The following is a 15,225-nucleotide window of genomic DNA, read 5'->3' as shown; positions in this document are numbered from 1 at the left end:
GCCTGTCGCAAAGTTGCAAGTTCTCATCCAGTTATTGCGTTGATCGGGCCTTCACTTTAGAGTGACCGCAATCACGTGACAGCCGTCGCGATCCCGAGATGAGGCTTGAAGATGAGCAGCACTTGGTCCCCCACCGTGCGCCGCCGGATGTTCTGCCTGCTCCTCGCGAGCGGACTCACCCTGGGGGTGGCCGCCTGCGGTTCCGGCTCCGGCGAAAGCCCCGGGGGCAAGGTCAAGATCACCGTGACCGGTCAGCCCCCGACCAGCCAGCCGTTCGAGCGCGGCGTGTTCGACGCCGACGTCAAGGAGTTCGAGGAGAGCCACCCGGACATCGACATCGAGCCGCACGAAGGGTTCATGGACCCGAAGACCTTCTCCGCCAAACTCGCCGGCGGGCAGCTCGAAGACGTCTACTACGTCTACTTCACCGACCCGGCGCAGATCATCGCGCGCCGCCAGGCCGCCGACATCACCGAAGCGGCCAAGGGCCTGAAGAACTTCGGCGACATCAAACCGGAATTACTGGACAACTTCCGGGATGCCGACGGCAAGCTCTACGGCCTGCCGACGATGAACTACAGCATGGGCCTGCTCTACAGCCGCCCGCTGTTCCAGAAGGCCGGGCTGGACCCGAACAAGCCGCCGCGGACCTGGGACGAGGTCCGCGCCGCCGCCAAGAAGATCGCCGCGCTGGGCAACGGCACCGTCGGATACGCCGACTACAGCAAGAACAACCAGGGCGGCTGGCATCTGACCGGCTGGCTCTACTCCATGGGCAGCGAGGTCGCCCGCAAGGACGGCGACAAATGGGTCGCCGCCTTCAACAACGAGAAGGCCAAGGCCGCGCTGAACCAGTTGCGCGCCATGCGCTGGGACGACGACACCATGGGCGGCAAGCAGTTGCTCGAAGCGCAGGACGTCCAGCGCATGATGGGCGCCGGCCAGCTCGGCATGTACATGGCCGCCCCGGACAACATTCCGGTGCTCGTCAAACAGTTCAACGGCAAATACGAGGACTACGGCGTCGCGGGGATGCCGGGCGGGCAGGGCACGCTGCTCGGCGGTGAGGGTTACATGATCAACCCCAAGGCCTCGCCGGAGAAGATCAAGGCGGGCTTGGAATGGGTCCGCTGGAAGTACCTCAACCCGGAGCGCTTCGAGAAACACGTCCAGCAGTACGTCGACGGCAAGCAGCCGGTCGGGCTGCCCGCCGAGCCGACCCCGGACGTCTGGCAGGGCGCCGTCCGTGATCAGCAGCTCGCGGTGAAGGCCAAGCATGCCAACGTTCCCGCCGAGAACTACCAGTCCTATGTGGACTCCAGTTCGCGGATCAAGGGCAGTATCGAACCACCGAACGCGCAGCAGGTCTACGCCGTCCTCGACAGCGTGATGCAGGCGGTGCTCACCGATCGGAACGCGAATATCGATCAGCAGTTGTCGTCGGCGGAGTCGAAGGTCAACAGTGTCCTCGCCCAGGTCAAGTAGCGTCCTCGACTGGCCCGCGACAGCGTCGTCGCGGGCCGGTCGTCCGGTCGCCTCGGCGGCCGAACGCCGCCGGAACCGGTTGCGCCGCAAGCTCAAGGAGAACGTCACCGCGTACGGCCTGCTGTGCGCCGCGCTCGTGGTGTTCGCCCTGTTCTCGTGGTATCCGATCGTGCGCGGGGTGCTGCTGAGCTTCCAGCAGGTCGACTTCGTCAACCCGCCGACGTGGGTCGGTTTCGACAACTTCACCCGCCTGTTCGAAGACCCGCTGTTCGGCGTCGCCTGGCGCAACACGCTGTTGTTCACCGGGCTCGCGCTGGTCTTCGGGTTCGTGGTGCCGTTCCTGACCGCGGTGCTGCTCAACGAACTGCGGCACGCCAAGGCGTTCTTCCGGCTCGCGGTCTACCTGCCGGTGATGCTGCCACCGGTGGTCACCGCCCTGATGTGGAAGTGGTTCTACGACCCGGGTGCCGGCCTGTTCAACTCCGCGCTCGGCGCCGTCGGCCTGCCCGGCGGTCAATGGCTCGACTCGAGCGACACCTCGATGCTGTCGCTGGTGTTCGTGTCGACGTGGGCGAACATGGGCAGCACCACACTGATCTATCTCGCCGCGCTCGGCACCATCCCCGGCGAGCTCTACGAAGCCGCGGAGCTGGACGGCGCGGGGCTGTGGAAACGCCTGATCCACGTCACCCTGCCGCAGACCAGGTTCGTGTTGCTGGTGCTCCTGCTGCTGCAAGTGGTCGCGACCATGCAGGTGTTCACCGAGCCCTACGTGATGACCGGCGGCGGACCGGACGACTCCACCGTCACCGTCCTCCTGCTGTTGTACCGCTACGCCTTCGTCTACAACGACTTCGGCTCGGCGAGCGCGTTGAGCCTGCTGCTGTTCGTCGCGCTCGGGGTGTTCTCCGCGTTGTACGTGCGCCTGACCCGGAAGGCGGATGAGTCATGAGGACGCTCGTCTCCCCCAGCACGTTTCGCAGCCCCGGCGGCAAGATCGGGTACGCCGTGATCTTCGCCTGCACGCTGCTCCTGTTCGTCATCGCGTTCCTCTTCCCGCTGTACTGGGCGGTGACCGGTGCGATGAAGTCGCCCCAGGAACTGGCGCAGACGCCGGCGACGTTCGTCCCGGGCGAGTGGCATCCGGAGACCTTCGCCGACGCATGGGACCAGCTGAGCCTCGGCAAGTACTTCCTCAACACCGTCATCGTCGCCGGAGGCGCCTGGCTGGCCCAGCTGGCGATCGACGTCCCCGCGGCGTTCGCGTTGTCGAAGCTGCGGCCGAAGTTCGGCAACGTCGTGCTCGGGCTGATGCTCGCGACGTTGATGCTCCCCGCCGCGGCCCTGCTGGTACCGACCTACGTGACGATCACCGACCTGCCGTTGCTGGACCTCAACCTGATCAACTCACCGGCGGCGGTCTGGCTGCCAGCCGCCGCGAACGCGTTCAACATCTACCTGCTGAAACGGTTCTTCGACCAGATCCCGGACGAGCTGATCGAGGCCGCGCGGCTCGACGGCGCGGGACCGGTGCGCACCCTCTGGCGCATCATCCTGCCGATCTCCCGGCCGATACTGGCCGTGGTCTCGATCCTCGCGGTGGTGGCCGCGTGGAAGGATTTCATCTGGCCGCTGCTGGTGTTCCCGGACACCGAAAAGCAGACGCTGTCGGTGATGCTGCAACGCGTGGCCATCGACATGCCGCTGAACGTGCTCGTCGCCGGCATGGTGCTGGCCAGCCTGCCGATGGTGGCGCTGTTCCTGGCGTTCCAGCGCCATATCCTCGCCGGGCTCACCGCCGGCGGTCTCAAAGGCTGACTCTCGCCGCATTCGGGGTTTCCACCAACGATTGGGAGGGCATTTTCCGTGACCGCATCAGGGCAGGCCGCCGGATGGTGGCGGAGCGCGGCGATCTACCAGGTCTACCTCCGCAGTTTCGCGGACGGGAACGGTGACGGCGTCGGCGATCTCGCCGGGGTCCGCGCGCGGCTGGACTACCTGGCCGAACTGGGGATCGACGCGATCTGGTTCACCCCGTGGTATCCGTCGCCGATGGACGACGGCGGCTACGACGTCGCCGACTTCCGGGAGGTCGACCCGCTCTTCGGCACACTCGCCGAAGCGGAGGACCTCATCGCCGCGGCCCACGCCAAGGGGATCCGCGTGATCATCGACATCGTGCCGAACCACTGTTCCGACGAGCACCGCTGGTTCGCCGAAGCACTCGCCGCCGAGCCGGGATCGCCGGAGCGGCAACGGTTCTGGTTCCGGCCGGGCCGTGGGCCGGACGGCTCCGAGCCGCCGAACAACTGGAAGTCGCGGTTCGGCGGGCCGGCGTGGACGCGGGTCCCGGACGGCGAGTGGTACCTGCACCTGTACAGCTCGCGCCAGCCCGACTTCAACTGGGACAACCAGGAGATCCGCGCCGATTTCGAGGACGTGCTGCGGTTCTGGTTCGACCGCGGGGTCGACGGCTTCCGCATCGACGTCGCCGACGGGCTGGTCAAGGACCCGCTGCTGCCCGACGTCGATCCCGGTGACGAGACGCCGTTCTCCGATCAGGAGGGACTGCACGAGATCTACCGGGCGTGGCGCAAGATCGCCGACAGCTACCCGGGCGACCGGGTGCTGGTCGGCGAGATGTGGCTGCCGGATATGTCCCGGGCCGCACGGTACCTCCGCCGCGACGAACTGCATGCGGCGTTCAACTTCGATTTCCTGGTGTGTCCCTGGGATTTCGCCCGGTTCAGAGAGGTCATCCAGCGCACGCTGGCGGCGCACGAGGAGGTCGGTGCGCCCGCGGCCTGGGTGCTGTCGAACCACGACGTCACCCGGCACGTGACCCGGTACGGCCGCGAGAGCGACACCGGGTTCGCGTTCGCGGACCGGTTGCACGGCACCCCGGTGGACCTCGGACTCGGGACCCGCCGGGCACGGGCGGCGGCGTTGCTGACCATGGCGCTGCCCGGCGGGCTCTATGTCTACCAAGGGGAAGAGCTCGGCCTGTGGGAGATCGAGGACATCCCGGGCGAACTCCGTCAGGATCCGGTGTGGACCCGGACGAACGGCGCGGACCCCGGCCGTGACGGCTGTCGTGTCCCGCTCCCCTGGTCCGGTGACGCGCCGCCGTTCGGTTTCGGCACCGGTGGGGCGTGGCTGCCCCAGCCCGAGGAATGGCGTTCCAGTACGGCGGAGGCCCAGGCGGCCGAGCCGGCGTCGATGCTCCGGCTCTACCGTTCCGGTCTGCGTCTGCGGGACGAACTTCCCGCGCTCGGTCCCGGTGAGCTGGAGTGGCTGGCGCTGGGCGACGGCGTGCTCGCCTTCACCCGGGAGCCGGGCTTCACCTTCGTACTGAACTTCTCGGACCGGCCCGTGCCGCTCCCGCCGCATCGCGAGGTGCTCATCGCCAGTGGCCCCGTCGACAGTGAGCTCCCGACGGATACGGCGGTGTGGCTGCTCACCTGATCACCGGCCGGTCGTGACCCGGCTGATCCGGCCGCGCATCCGTGCGCGGCCCGCCGGGTCACGCCATCGGAGGTGCCTGTCGAGCACCTCGCGGAGCACACCGCCGAGGACGAGGCCGTGGGTGGCGGTCTCGACGCAGGGGTGGGCACGGAGCCAGTCGAACAGCTCCGAAGACCGTCCTCCCGGCAGCACGGACCTGAGGAGGTCTTCGGTGGTGTGGTCCGCTTGGGCGCACACGTACAACGCCCAGCGATGCGCCTCCGTCGGCGGATCACCGGCCAGGTTCGCATAAACGGTGTCCACCACGTAGCGCGCCGCGTCCGCTCGCGGTGACCTGCTGACTTCGGCGGCCAGGGAGAGCGCGAACGGGTTCCCCGCCGCGAAGTCCACAATGGACTTCCGAAGCTCCGGGGCGACACCGCGTGCTTCGAGCAACGCCGCGGACTCGTTGTCACTCAAGGGTTCGAGCTTCCGGATCGTGATCCGCCCCGACCACGCCGGATCGACCAGCAACGCGGCGTCCGGGCCGCTCCGGCCCGCGATCACGACCGCGACGTCTCCGGGCAGTCGGCGCAAGACCTCCGCCGGATCGTCGAGCCCGTCGAACAGTCGCACGGGTTTGCCCATGGCCGCCGCGTCGTCGGCGAACTTCCGGATCAGAGTCGACTTCCCGATTCCGGGGGCGCCGGTGAGGAACAGCACCCCGCCTCTCGCGAGCAGCCGCCGGAACTCCGCGCGTTCGCGTTCACGTCCGACGAACAGCGGGTCCGGTCCACGGGATGTGGGCGTCCGCTCGTCCTCGGCACGAAGCACCTTCTCGTGCAGCGCCCGCAGTTTCGGTCCCGGCCGGACCCCGAGTTCCGTGTCGAACAGGTCGTGGATCGCCCGGTAGAGCTCAAGCGCCTCGGCGCGGCGCCCGCCGCGATGGAGGGCGAGGAGGTAGATCTCGTACAGCGGTTCCTCGAGGCGATTGCGCTCGATCAGCGCGGGCACTTCGGCCATCACCTCGTCGTGTTCCCCCAGTTCGAGGCGCAGCCGAAGCAGCTCCTGGGTGGCGGTCAGTTTCAGCCGCTCCAGCCGCGAACGCTCGTGCTCGGCCGCTTCGCCGGGGACTCCGGCCAGCGCGGTTCCGGTCCACAGTCCGAGCGCCCGCTCCAGCAGCTTCGCCGCCGTCTCCACGGTGTGCGCCTGACGCGCGCGCTCGATCAACCCGGCGAATTCGACCGCGTCCACCTCGAAGCGATCCGGATCCAGCCGGTACCCGCCGGATCGCGAGACGATCGCCGAACCCAATCCCTGCAAGGAGAGCAGCCGCCGGAGACGGGAGATGTAGGTCCGGATGACGGCCTCGCCGGTCGCGGGCGCCCGCTCGCCCCAGAGCCCGTCGATCAGCTCGCCGGTCCGGACGAAACTGCCCGCGTTGGCCAGCAGCAGCATCAACACCGCCTGCTGTTGCGGCGAACCGAGGTCCAGCCGGGTGCCGCCGCTGGTGAACCCCGGCGGGCCGAGCACGGTGAAGCGGTACCGGACTTCCTGCGGTAGCTGGGACATGCGCGGAACGGTAGGCGAGCCCTGACCGCGGCGGCGACCGTCGGACGACGTCATCGGCGTACGTCGTCCACCCATGACGTACAGGAATGACGTCATCCGACGGTCGCCGAGGTCAGGGGCGGATTCCTACGGTTGCGGCATGTCTGAAACCACGTACACCGCCGTCGCCACTTCGACCGCGGAAGGCCGCAACGGCGGCCGCGCGACCTCCGACGACGGAGTGCTCGACGTCGGCCTCGCCGTCCCGAAGGCCTTCGGCGGCTCCGGCGACGGCACGAATCCCGAGCAACTGTTCGCCGCGGGCTGGGCGTCGTGCTTCGTCGGCGCCGTCCGCCGCGTCGCGGGCGTCAAGAAGGTGAAGCTGGAAGACCTCGCGGTCGTCGCCGAGGTGACGCTGCACCACGACACCGACGCCGGCGAGTTCCACCTGAGCGCCGCGCTGCACCTGGAGGCCACCGGCATCGACCAGGCCACCGCCGACGAGCTGGTCCAGGGCGCTCACCAGGTGTGCCCGTACTCCAAGGCGACACGGGGGAACGTCGAGGTCACGTTGGACGCCACCGTCGCGTGAGCCGCGGCCCCCGGATGTCATGAAAGGGTCGTTCAGGACACAGTTCGTCCTGAACGACCCTTTCATGACACGACGCCCTTGAGCTCCGCCCGCGAACTCACCCCGAGCTTCGGGAAGATCCGGTGCAGATGGGTGCCGACCGTCCGGTGCGAGAGGTAGAGCCGCTGCCCGATCTCCCGGTTCGTCAGGCCTTCGGCGGCCAGTTGCACGATGCTCAGCTCGTGCGGAGTCAGTTTCTCCCGCGCGTCGGGGCCGCGGTTGGGGCTCGACTCCCCCGCGCTCCGCAGTTCACGGCGCGCCCGCTCGGCCCACGCGGTCATGCCGAGCGCGTCGAACGTCTCCCGTGCGGTGCGCAGGTGCGCCCGCGAGTCCACCGCACGCCGTTGCCGCCGCAGCCATTCGCCGTAGGCCAGGTGCAACCGCCCGCGTTCGGCCGGCCAGCCGTCCAGCTCCGCCCGCAGCGCGGCCTCGAACAGTTCGTCGCTCGGTTCGAGCACGGCGCGGGCGTAACGCAGTCCGATGTGCAAAGCGGGCGCCGGGGTCGTCAAGGCGAGCCGCTCCATCTCCGCGACGATCTCGCGCAGGGCCTCGGCCTGCCCCGCCCGGACCGCGACCTCGGTGAGTTCCGCGACGAAGTAGACGCGCAGCGCCAGCTGGAAGGCGGGATCGGCGGGGTCGAAGAGACGCCGCAGGTCGGCGAACGCGTCGTCGAAACGGCCTTCGCTCGACGCGGCGATCCCTCTGGCGAGCTGCACGGTCGCCAGTACCGGCCGGGCACCGGCGGCGAGCGCGGTCCGTTCGGCCTCGTCGGCCAGGGTCCTGGCCTGTTTGTGCTCACCCCGCAGCGCGGCGATCTCGGCCTGGACCGCGGTGGCGAACCCGTACATGAACGGCTGCCCGGTCTCCTTGGCGAATTTGGCCGCCTCCGCCGCGACCGGTACGGCCCCGGCGAGGTCACCGAGCCGGACCCTGCTCCATGCCTGGACCGCCAACGCGCGCGGCAGCAGCCCGAGCCTGCCCTGCGCTCGCAGCCCCGGAGCCGCGGCCTCGGAGAACCGGGCCGCCAGATCGACCGCGCCGACCTGCAGTGACGCGCTGCCGAGAAACCGGTCGACCTCGGGATCGGCACCGGTTGCGGCGGCGAGTCCGCGCAGCTCGCCGAGCACGGCCTCGGCCCGGTCGAACGGCGCGACGTAGGCGGCGACAGCGACAAGCCTCGGGTCGGAGTTCTCCACCGGCAGACGGTCCGCGACGGCCAGCAGCGTTCGCCGCGTGTCCGCGCCCGGTTCGGCCCAGAAACAGCGCATGGCCGCGCCCCACAGGACACGCATCGCCGGATCAGGGTGGCCGTCCTCCGCGACCGACTCGGCCAGCCGCGCCAATTCCGCGATCCGTGAGAGATCCTCGCGGGCGCCGTCCTCGAACCCGCTGAGCAGCCAGCTCGCCGTCGCTCGTTGCCGTGGCGTGAGTTCTCCCGCGCGTGCGTCTCTCACGAGCCGTTCCGCCGTCTCACGACCACCGGTCTCGACGGCCAGCTCGGCCGCGCGCAGCAACCGGTCCGCCCTGCGCTCCGGGTCAGGGCTCAACAGGGCCGCCTGCTCCAGCGCGGCGACGGCGGCCGTCGCTCCGCCGCGGTGCCGGGAACGGCCGGCGGCGTCCTCCAGTTCCCGTGCCACGTTTTCGTCGGCGCCGGTAGCGGCGGCGGCCTGATGCCAGGCACGGCGATCGGGCTGTTCGCGGAAGATCTCGGCGAGGCTCAAGTGCGCGCGTCGCCGTTCCTCGGCCGGCACCGAAGCGGGAATGGCCGAGCGCATCAACGGGTGCCGGAACGAGACCGTCCTGGCTTCGAGGTCGATCAGCCGGGCTTCCGCGGCCGGCGCCAGCACCGACGGCTCGACGTCTTCGCCCAGCAGCGTCGCCGCCGCGGCGAGGGTTTCGGTGAGCGAACCGGTCTCATTGAGCGCGGCCACCAGCAAGGTCGTGCGCGCCGGTTCCGGCAGGGCGGTGAAGCGGGCGCCGAACGTGCGCTCGAGCCGTTCGGTCAGCGGCAGCACGGGATCCGCGGTGTCGGTCACGGCCGACGGCAACTCGGTCAGTGCCAGCGGATTGCCGGCGGCTTCGGTGAGGATCCGGGAGCGGACCGTCGAGGTGATCCCGGGGGCGACGGAGTCGAGCAGCTCGGCCGCCACCTCTTCGGGGAGGCGCTCCAGGTCCATTGAGGACAGTCCCGCGTCGCGCAGCGGCGACGACTCCCCGGCCCGCAGGGTCGCGATCAGGACGATCGGTTCCGTCTCGATCCGCCGGGACACGAACGCGAGCGCGTCGGCGCTCTCGCGATCCATCCACTGGACGTCTTCGGCGACGATCAGCAACGGCTTGGCCGCCTCCTCCGAAAGCAGCGTCAGCGCGGCGAGCCCGACCAGGTACGCGTTCGGCTCCGCCCCTTCGGCCAACCCCAACGCCACCCAGAGCGCGGATCGCTGCGGCGCGGGCAGCAGGTCGGCGCCGGATCGGACCGGATGGAGCAGCTGGTGCAGCGCGGCGTAGGCGAAGTTGCGTTCGGCCTCGACCCCGGTCGCGCGCAGGACCCGCAAGCCCCCGAGCGTCGCCGCGGCAACGGCCTTCGCGACGAGAGCGGACTTCCCGACGCCCGGTTCGCCCTGGATGAGCACCCCGCCGCAGCCCGCGGCGGGGCCGTCGACGAGTTCGGTCAAGTCCTTCAGCTCGGCTTCCCGTCCGAAAAGCGGCATGGTGCGGCATTCCTCCCCTCGGCCGTGGGCGGCCGCCCGTCCGACGATACCCAAACGGTCCGGTTAGGACTCCCCGTGGCGTCCACAGGATGTAGACGGCGTGTCAACACGATCGGCCTAGCTTCGGTCGCATGCACCAGGCTTCCCGGCTCACCCTCGCCCTCGCGCTCACCGGCCTGGCCGCCGGGCTCGCCCCCGCGACCGCGGCAGCACCGGCTGGCATTTCCACCCCGGTTCGGTGAGCGGAGTGGTCGAACGCGGCGTCCTGAACCACCACGACGCGACCTGCGCGAGCGACGGCGTCTACCACGCCGGGCAGGCGATCACCGAGGAGAGCGACCCCGGGTACGTCCACATCGGACGCAACCTCGGGACCGAGCCGGTCGTGCTCGAAGTGCTCTACCGGGTGCCCGCGGGCCGGGCACTGGCCGTCGACGTGCCCAACCCCGGCTGTTCGTTCGACTGAATCCCTGAAGGAAAGTGATGAGACGCAAGAAGTTGTTCCTGGCGGCCGCTCCGCTGGCCGCCCTGCTGCCGCTGGTGCTGACCTCGGTCACCCAGACGGCGCCCGCCCAGGCGGCGGCGACGTCGTGCGCGGCGGTCCCCGTTTCGGCGCCGGACGGGGCGCGGATCGAGTCCGTCCAGGCGGCGCCCAAGCCGGGCGGGACCGTCACGTTCCCGCCCACCCCGTTCACGGCTCCCGCCACGATCACCGACGTGCCCGCGTACTGCGAAATCACCGTCACCCTGACCCACGGCGATGCGGGCGATCACGTCAAGGTCGCCGTCACCCTGCCTCAGACCGGGTGGACCGGCAGGCTTCAAGCGATCGGCGGCAGCGCGTACACCGCCGGTGACTTCGGCGCCCCGCTCGTCCAGGCGGTCAAGGACGGCTACAGCGGCGTGACGACCGACGCCGGCGTTCCGTTGACCTTCCTCGACACCTCGTGGGCACTGACTCCGCGGGGCGAGATCGACAAGCCCCTCGTGACGAATTTCGCGACCCGGTCCGTGCACGAAGCCGCCCTCATCGGGAAGGACGTGACACAGAAGTTCTACCAGCGGGAAGTCGCCTACTCGTACTGGAACGGCTGCTCGACCGGCGGCCGTCAGGGTTACTCCGAAGCTCAGCGGTATCCGGGCGATTTCGACGGCGTCCTGGCGAACGCGCCCGCCGTGCACTGGGCGGAGTTCGCGGTCGCGACGCTCTGGCCGAGGGTCGTGATGAACCAGGAGAAGACCTTCCCGGCGACCTGTGTCTTCAGCGCCTTCCAACAGGCCGCGATCAAGGCCTGCGACGGCCGGGACGGGGTCACGAACGGCATCGTCGACCGGCCGGACGAGTGCGGTTACGATCCGCGGTCGTTCATCGGCACGAAGGTGCTCTGCGGCGACAAGGAGGTCACCGTGACCGCGGCGGACGCCGAGGTCGTGCGCAAGATCTGGGCCGGGCCTGCCGACGAGTACGGACGACGGCTCTGGGCCGGTCTGCCCAAGGGAGCGGATTTCGGCCCGGTGACGACGGCTCCCGGTTTCCCGGTGGCCGTGGGCTGGGTACAGACGTTCCTGAAGAAGCAGCCGGGATTCGACACCGAGAAGCTCACCTATCGCCAGTTCGCCGACCTGTTCCGCCAGTCGGTGCGGGAGTACGACGACGTCATCGGGACCTCCGACCCGGATCTGTCGGACTTCCGCCGGGCGGGCGGCAAGCTGATCACCTTCGTCGGCACCGACGACCAGCTGATCCCGCCGGGCGGCACGCTGCGGTATCGCCACGAGGTGGAGCGCGAGATGGGCGGCTCGAAGCGGGTGAACGACTTCTACCGGCTGTTCCTCGCGCCGGGTGTCGCGCACTGCGGCGGCGGTGCGGGCGCCACCCCGGTGAACGCGCTGGGCGCGCTCGTCGACTGGGTCGAACACGGCAAGGCGCCGGCGACCCTGCCGGCGGCGAACGGCGACAAGACCCGCGATCTCTGCCCGTATCCGCAGGTATCGCGGTACCGCGGCCACGGTGATCCCGCGGCGGCGGCCGGCTACCGCTGCACCGGTCGCTGAGGTCCGCCAGACCCGTGCCCGTCGTGCCGGCGCCCCCTCCGGTACGACGGGCACTTCCTCACTCTGTGAGAAGTTCCGGCGTTCCCTTTGCCATACCCCTCAAAAGTACGGTATTGACGACAGTGGACACCGCGACGGAGCATCTCGCGCGGCTGTGCACCACTTCTTCCGACGACGGCTGAACCGTTGCACCGCAACGGAATCGCCGGTCGGATCGGCACGGGACATCGCCATATCGCCCCGCGTCACGGCCGGGCGATATGACCCAAATGGTATGTACCAGTCGAGTGATACGCCTCGTACGGTCGGGAACGAATCCCCCTCCCCCGCCCGTTTCGAGGAAAGCGTTGAAATGAACAGAAAGATCTTAGCCGCGACCGCCGCGGCCATAACCGGGGCAGGCTTGATCACCGCCATCGCCCTCACCCCCAGCGCGAGCGCCGGTCAGCATGCCACCGCCGAAGACCAGGCCCAGTCCGAAATGCTGGCCGCGATGGCCCGTGACCTGAAGATCAGCCCCGAACAGGCCAAGCTGCGGCTCGCGAGCGAACAGCGCGCCGCGGTCGCCGACAACACGCTGAAGAAGCAGCTCGGCACGTCGTACGCCGGATCGTGGCTGGACGGCAGCGGGACCACGCTCACCGTGGCGGTCACCGACGCCGCCCAGGCCGACCTGGTGCGCGCCGCGGGCGCGACGCCGAAGACGGTCGGTCGCAGTGCCGCCGACCTCGACGCCGCGAAACTGCGGCTGGACGCCAAGTCCACCAAGGCACCGAAGACCGTGCCCGGCTGGTTCGCCGACGTCACCACGAACTCGATCGTCGTACTCGCCAACGCCGGTGGCGAAGCCGCAGCGAAGTCGTGGGCCGCCGAGTCCGGTGTGCCGTCCGATCTGGTCCGGATCGAAGCCAGCACCGAACAGCCGCGTGCGCTGATCGACATCATCGGCGGCAACGCCTACACCTTCGGCTCGGGCCGGTGTTCCATCGGTTTCGCGGTGGAAGGCGGCTTTGTGACCGCCGGCCACTGTGGCACCACCGGCACGCGGACTTCGAACCCGAGCGGGACCGTCGCGGGCTCCAGCTTCCCCGGCAACGACTACGCCTGGGTCCGCGCCGACGCGGGCAACACCCCGCGCCCGCTGGTGAACCGCTATCCCGGCACCGTACCGGTCGCCGGTTCGACCGAGGCGCCGGTCAACTCCTCGGTATGCCGCTCCGGCTCCACCACCGGCTGGCGCTGCGGCACCATCCTGCAGAAGAACACCTCGGTCACCTACCCCGAGGGCACCATCACCGGCCTGACCCGGACCAACGCCTGCGCCGAGCCGGGTGACTCGGGCGGTTCGTGGCTCACCGGAGACCAGGCACAGGGCGTCACCTCCGGCGGCTCCGGTAACTGCACCTCCGGCGGCACCATCTACTTCCAGCCGGTCTCGGAGATCCTGAGCGTCTACAACCTGCGCCTGACGGTCAGCGGGAACCCGCCGTCCAGCACCACCACGACGCCGACCACGCCCACCACCCCGACCAGCCCGACGACGTCGAACCCGCCGGGCGGCACCTGGGCGCCGTACACGTACTACGGCTCCGGCGCGACCGCCAGCTACGGCGGCAGCAACTACCGGGTCATCCAGCCGCACACCTCCCTGCCCGGCTGGGAACCGCCGAACGTGCCCGCGCTTTGGGAACTCGCCTGACCTGGACCGCCCCCGGCGACCCGACCTCGCCGGGGGCGGCTCCTCCCCCTGACGACGGCGCGCTCACGGCGGATCTCGAATCCCTCGTCCCCCGCGCCCGCCGCGGTGATCCCGCGGCGACGAACGAGCTCATGAGCATCGTCCAGCCGGTGGTCGCGGACTACTGCCGGAGCAGGATGGACGGAACGAACGCGCGCGAGGTCGCCGCGGAGGACGTCGCGCAGGAGACCTGCCTCGCCGTGCTCACCGCGCTGCCCACCGCGAAGACGACCGGCGGCTCCTTCCTCGCCGCCGTCCTCGGGATCGCCGCCCGGAAGGTCGCCGCTGCCTTCCGGCGGCGAGCCCGGGACAGATCGGAACCCACCCCCGATCCGCCCGACCGCGCGACACCCGAGACCGACGCACCCGAGCGGCTGGCCCTCGCCGCCGACGGCCACGACCGGTTGACGCGGCTGATGAGCACCCTTCCCGGTATCCAGCAGGAGATCCTCCGGTTGCGGATCACGGTCGGGATGACGGCGCCCGAAACGGGGGCGGTTTTGCGGGTGAGCCCCGGCCTGGTCCGGGTCGCCCAGCATCGCGCCCTGCACAAACTCCGCACGATCATCAGCGAGGACGACCTGTGATCAGCCCCCTCATCGGCCCCGGGGACGGCCATACCTGGCCGGCGGAAGTCGATGTCCGGCATCTGCGACTCCTCGACGCGATCGCGTCGGCAGGCAGCATCGCGAAGGCCGCGACCGCGCTCGGGCTCTCCCAGCCCGCGCTCAGCGCGCAGCTCCACCGTGTCGAGCGGGCACTGGAGCGGACGGTGTTCGAACGCGACCGGCACGGCGTGCGCCCCACCGCGCTGGGCGAGGTGCTGCTGAACCACGCCCGGCGCGTACTGGCCGCGGCGGACGACCTGGAACTCGCGATCCGCCGGTTCCACACCGCGCCCTCCGAGGGGTTGCTCCGGATCGGAGCGCTACCGACGGTCTTCGCCGAGACGTTGAGCGGTGTGGTCGCCACGGCCGCCCCCGGCCGTCCGGTCGAACTGCTCACGGTGACCAGCCGGACCGCGCTGTTCTCGGCGCTTCTCGACGGCACGGTGGAATTGGCGCTGTATGCGGATCACCCCGGGCAGGAGATCGTTCCGCCCGAAGGTGTCCACTTGCTTCCCGTCGGGACCGAGCCGGTGTTCGTGATCGTGTCCCCGGACCATCCCGTCGCCGGACGCGGTGAGGTGTCGCTGGCGGAGCTCGACGGCTCGGCCTGGCTCACGGTGGCGGGCGAGGACGACGCGTTCCGCGATCACCTGACCGATCAGTGCGCCCGGGCCGGTCTCGGCACGATCACCCCACGGAAGCTCGAACCGGCGGAGCTGCGGCAGACCGTCCGGCGCGATCCCCGCGCGGTGGCGCCCGCGCAGTCCCTCGATCCCGGTTCCACGAGGCCCGGCCCGGTGGTGGCACTGCGGGGTGTGCCGCTGAGGACGCGGCATGTTCTGCTGTGGCGGGACGGCTCGCCGGTCGACGTCCCGGCTGTCCGAAGTGGACTGGTGCACGCGATCACCGAGCTGGCCGCGATCCGGCACCGCCTTCCCGAGTGGGCGGCGGCCAATCCCGGCTGGCTCGGGACCTGAGAGGGAGGCTCGCGGGCGACGTACA

Annotated in this window: 12 protein-coding genes; 10 read left to right on the top strand and 2 right to left on the bottom strand. The window is 69.9% G+C overall.

What is annotated here, in order from left to right; genetic code table 11:
* The first annotated feature begins 111 nt into the window (after nucleotides 1-111).
* From ACIBTM_RS19275 to ACIBTM_RS19260, 4 genes are read left to right on the top strand one after another with little or no spacing between them, the layout of a single operon-like run.
* Complete coding sequence (locus ACIBTM_RS19275; RefSeq protein WP_395878384.1) at nucleotides 112-1,485, top strand: ABC transporter substrate-binding protein; 1,374 nt, start codon at nucleotides 112-114, stop codon at nucleotides 1,483-1,485.
* Nucleotides 1,463-2,437: a carbohydrate ABC transporter permease gene (locus tag ACIBTM_RS19270; RefSeq protein ID WP_395878382.1), complete on the top strand. Its 975-nt coding sequence runs from the start codon at nucleotides 1,463-1,465 to the stop codon at nucleotides 2,435-2,437. The genes ACIBTM_RS19275 and ACIBTM_RS19270 overlap by 23 nt, the downstream gene beginning before the upstream one ends.
* Entirely contained in the window at nucleotides 2,434-3,303 is an 870-nt protein-coding gene (locus tag ACIBTM_RS19265) for a carbohydrate ABC transporter permease (protein WP_395878380.1), read from the top strand. The genes ACIBTM_RS19270 and ACIBTM_RS19265 overlap by 4 nt, the downstream gene beginning before the upstream one ends.
* A 48-nt stretch (nucleotides 3,304-3,351) precedes the next feature.
* Nucleotides 3,352-4,950 carry an alpha-amylase family glycosyl hydrolase gene (locus ACIBTM_RS19260; protein WP_395878378.1) on the top strand — a complete coding sequence of 533 codons (1,599 nt, stop codon included), beginning with the start codon at nucleotides 3,352-3,354 and terminating at the stop codon, nucleotides 4,948-4,950.
* Here ACIBTM_RS19260 and ACIBTM_RS19255 read toward each other — a convergent pair whose 3' ends face one another.
* Complete coding sequence (locus ACIBTM_RS19255; RefSeq protein WP_395878376.1) at nucleotides 4,951-6,501, bottom strand: BTAD domain-containing putative transcriptional regulator; 1,551 nt, start codon at nucleotides 6,499-6,501, stop codon at nucleotides 4,951-4,953.
* A 139-nt stretch (nucleotides 6,502-6,640) separates the two neighbouring features.
* Here ACIBTM_RS19255 and ACIBTM_RS19250 point away from each other — a divergent pair, with 139 nt between their 5' ends.
* Nucleotides 6,641-7,072, top strand: coding sequence for an organic hydroperoxide resistance protein (locus ACIBTM_RS19250; protein ID WP_037336829.1), 432 nt, complete (start codon nucleotides 6,641-6,643; stop codon nucleotides 7,070-7,072).
* Between the two features lie 62 nt (nucleotides 7,073-7,134).
* On the opposite strand, the gene ACIBTM_RS19245 is transcribed toward ACIBTM_RS19250, so the two are convergent.
* The gene (locus ACIBTM_RS19245) at nucleotides 7,135-9,822 is read right to left on the bottom strand and encodes an AAA family ATPase (protein WP_395878374.1); all 2,688 of its coding nucleotides are present in this window, start codon (nucleotides 9,820-9,822) and stop codon (nucleotides 7,135-7,137) included.
* A 238-nt stretch (nucleotides 9,823-10,060) separates the two neighbouring features.
* Here ACIBTM_RS19245 and ACIBTM_RS19240 point away from each other — a divergent pair, with 238 nt between their 5' ends.
* The 5 genes from ACIBTM_RS19240 (at nucleotide 10,061) to ACIBTM_RS19220 (ending at nucleotide 15,200) form a co-directional block, all read left to right on the top strand.
* Nucleotides 10,061-10,288 (top strand): hypothetical protein, encoded by a 228-nt coding sequence (locus ACIBTM_RS19240; RefSeq protein ID WP_395878372.1) that lies wholly within the window; start codon nucleotides 10,061-10,063, stop codon nucleotides 10,286-10,288.
* Nucleotides 10,289-10,305: 17 nt separating this feature from the next.
* A complete protein-coding gene (locus ACIBTM_RS19235; protein WP_395878370.1) occupies nucleotides 10,306-11,877 on the top strand; it encodes a tannase/feruloyl esterase family alpha/beta hydrolase in 1,572 nt (523 codons plus the stop codon).
* Between the two features lie 352 nt (nucleotides 11,878-12,229).
* On the top strand, nucleotides 12,230-13,576 hold the full coding sequence (locus tag ACIBTM_RS19230) for an alpha-lytic protease prodomain-containing protein (protein WP_395878368.1): 1,347 nt from the start codon (nucleotides 12,230-12,232) through the stop codon (nucleotides 13,574-13,576).
* Nucleotides 13,561-14,202, top strand: coding sequence for a sigma-70 family RNA polymerase sigma factor (locus ACIBTM_RS19225; RefSeq protein WP_395878366.1), 642 nt, complete (start codon nucleotides 13,561-13,563; stop codon nucleotides 14,200-14,202). The genes ACIBTM_RS19230 and ACIBTM_RS19225 overlap by 16 nt, the downstream gene beginning before the upstream one ends.
* Nucleotides 14,199-15,200 (top strand): LysR family transcriptional regulator, encoded by a 1,002-nt coding sequence (locus ACIBTM_RS19220; protein WP_395878364.1) that lies wholly within the window; start codon nucleotides 14,199-14,201, stop codon nucleotides 15,198-15,200. Before ACIBTM_RS19225 ends, ACIBTM_RS19220 begins: the two co-directional genes overlap by 4 nt.
* Nucleotides 15,201-15,225: the final 25 nt, after the last annotated feature.

The sequence above is a fragment of the Amycolatopsis sp. NPDC049868 genome, assembly GCF_044461365.1.
Lineage (GTDB): Bacteria > Actinomycetota > Actinomycetes > Mycobacteriales > Pseudonocardiaceae > Amycolatopsis.
Note: the sequence above shows the minus strand (reverse complement) of the source record. Positions and strands in the feature narration are given on the sequence as shown.

Bases quoted from the DNA above. Each gene is read 5' to 3' on its own strand.
- ACIBTM_RS19255 (WP_395878376.1), bottom strand. From the start codon at position 6,501: ATGTCCCAGCTACCGCAGGAAGTCCGGTACCGCTTCACCGTGCTCGGC.
- ACIBTM_RS19235 (WP_395878370.1), top strand. From the start codon at position 10,306: ATGAGACGCAAGAAGTTGTTCCTGGCGGCCGCTCCGCTGGCCGCCCTG.
- ACIBTM_RS19245 (WP_395878374.1), bottom strand. From the start codon at position 9,822: ATGCCGCTTTTCGGACGGGAAGCCGAGCTGAAGGACTTGACCGAACTC.
- ACIBTM_RS19250 (WP_037336829.1), top strand. From the start codon at position 6,641: ATGTCTGAAACCACGTACACCGCCGTCGCCACTTCGACCGCGGAAGGC.
- ACIBTM_RS19275 (WP_395878384.1), top strand. From the start codon at position 112: ATGAGCAGCACTTGGTCCCCCACCGTGCGCCGCCGGATGTTCTGCCTG.
- ACIBTM_RS19265 (WP_395878380.1), top strand. From the start codon at position 2,434: ATGAGGACGCTCGTCTCCCCCAGCACGTTTCGCAGCCCCGGCGGCAAG.
- ACIBTM_RS19230 (WP_395878368.1), top strand. From the start codon at position 12,230: ATGAACAGAAAGATCTTAGCCGCGACCGCCGCGGCCATAACCGGGGCA.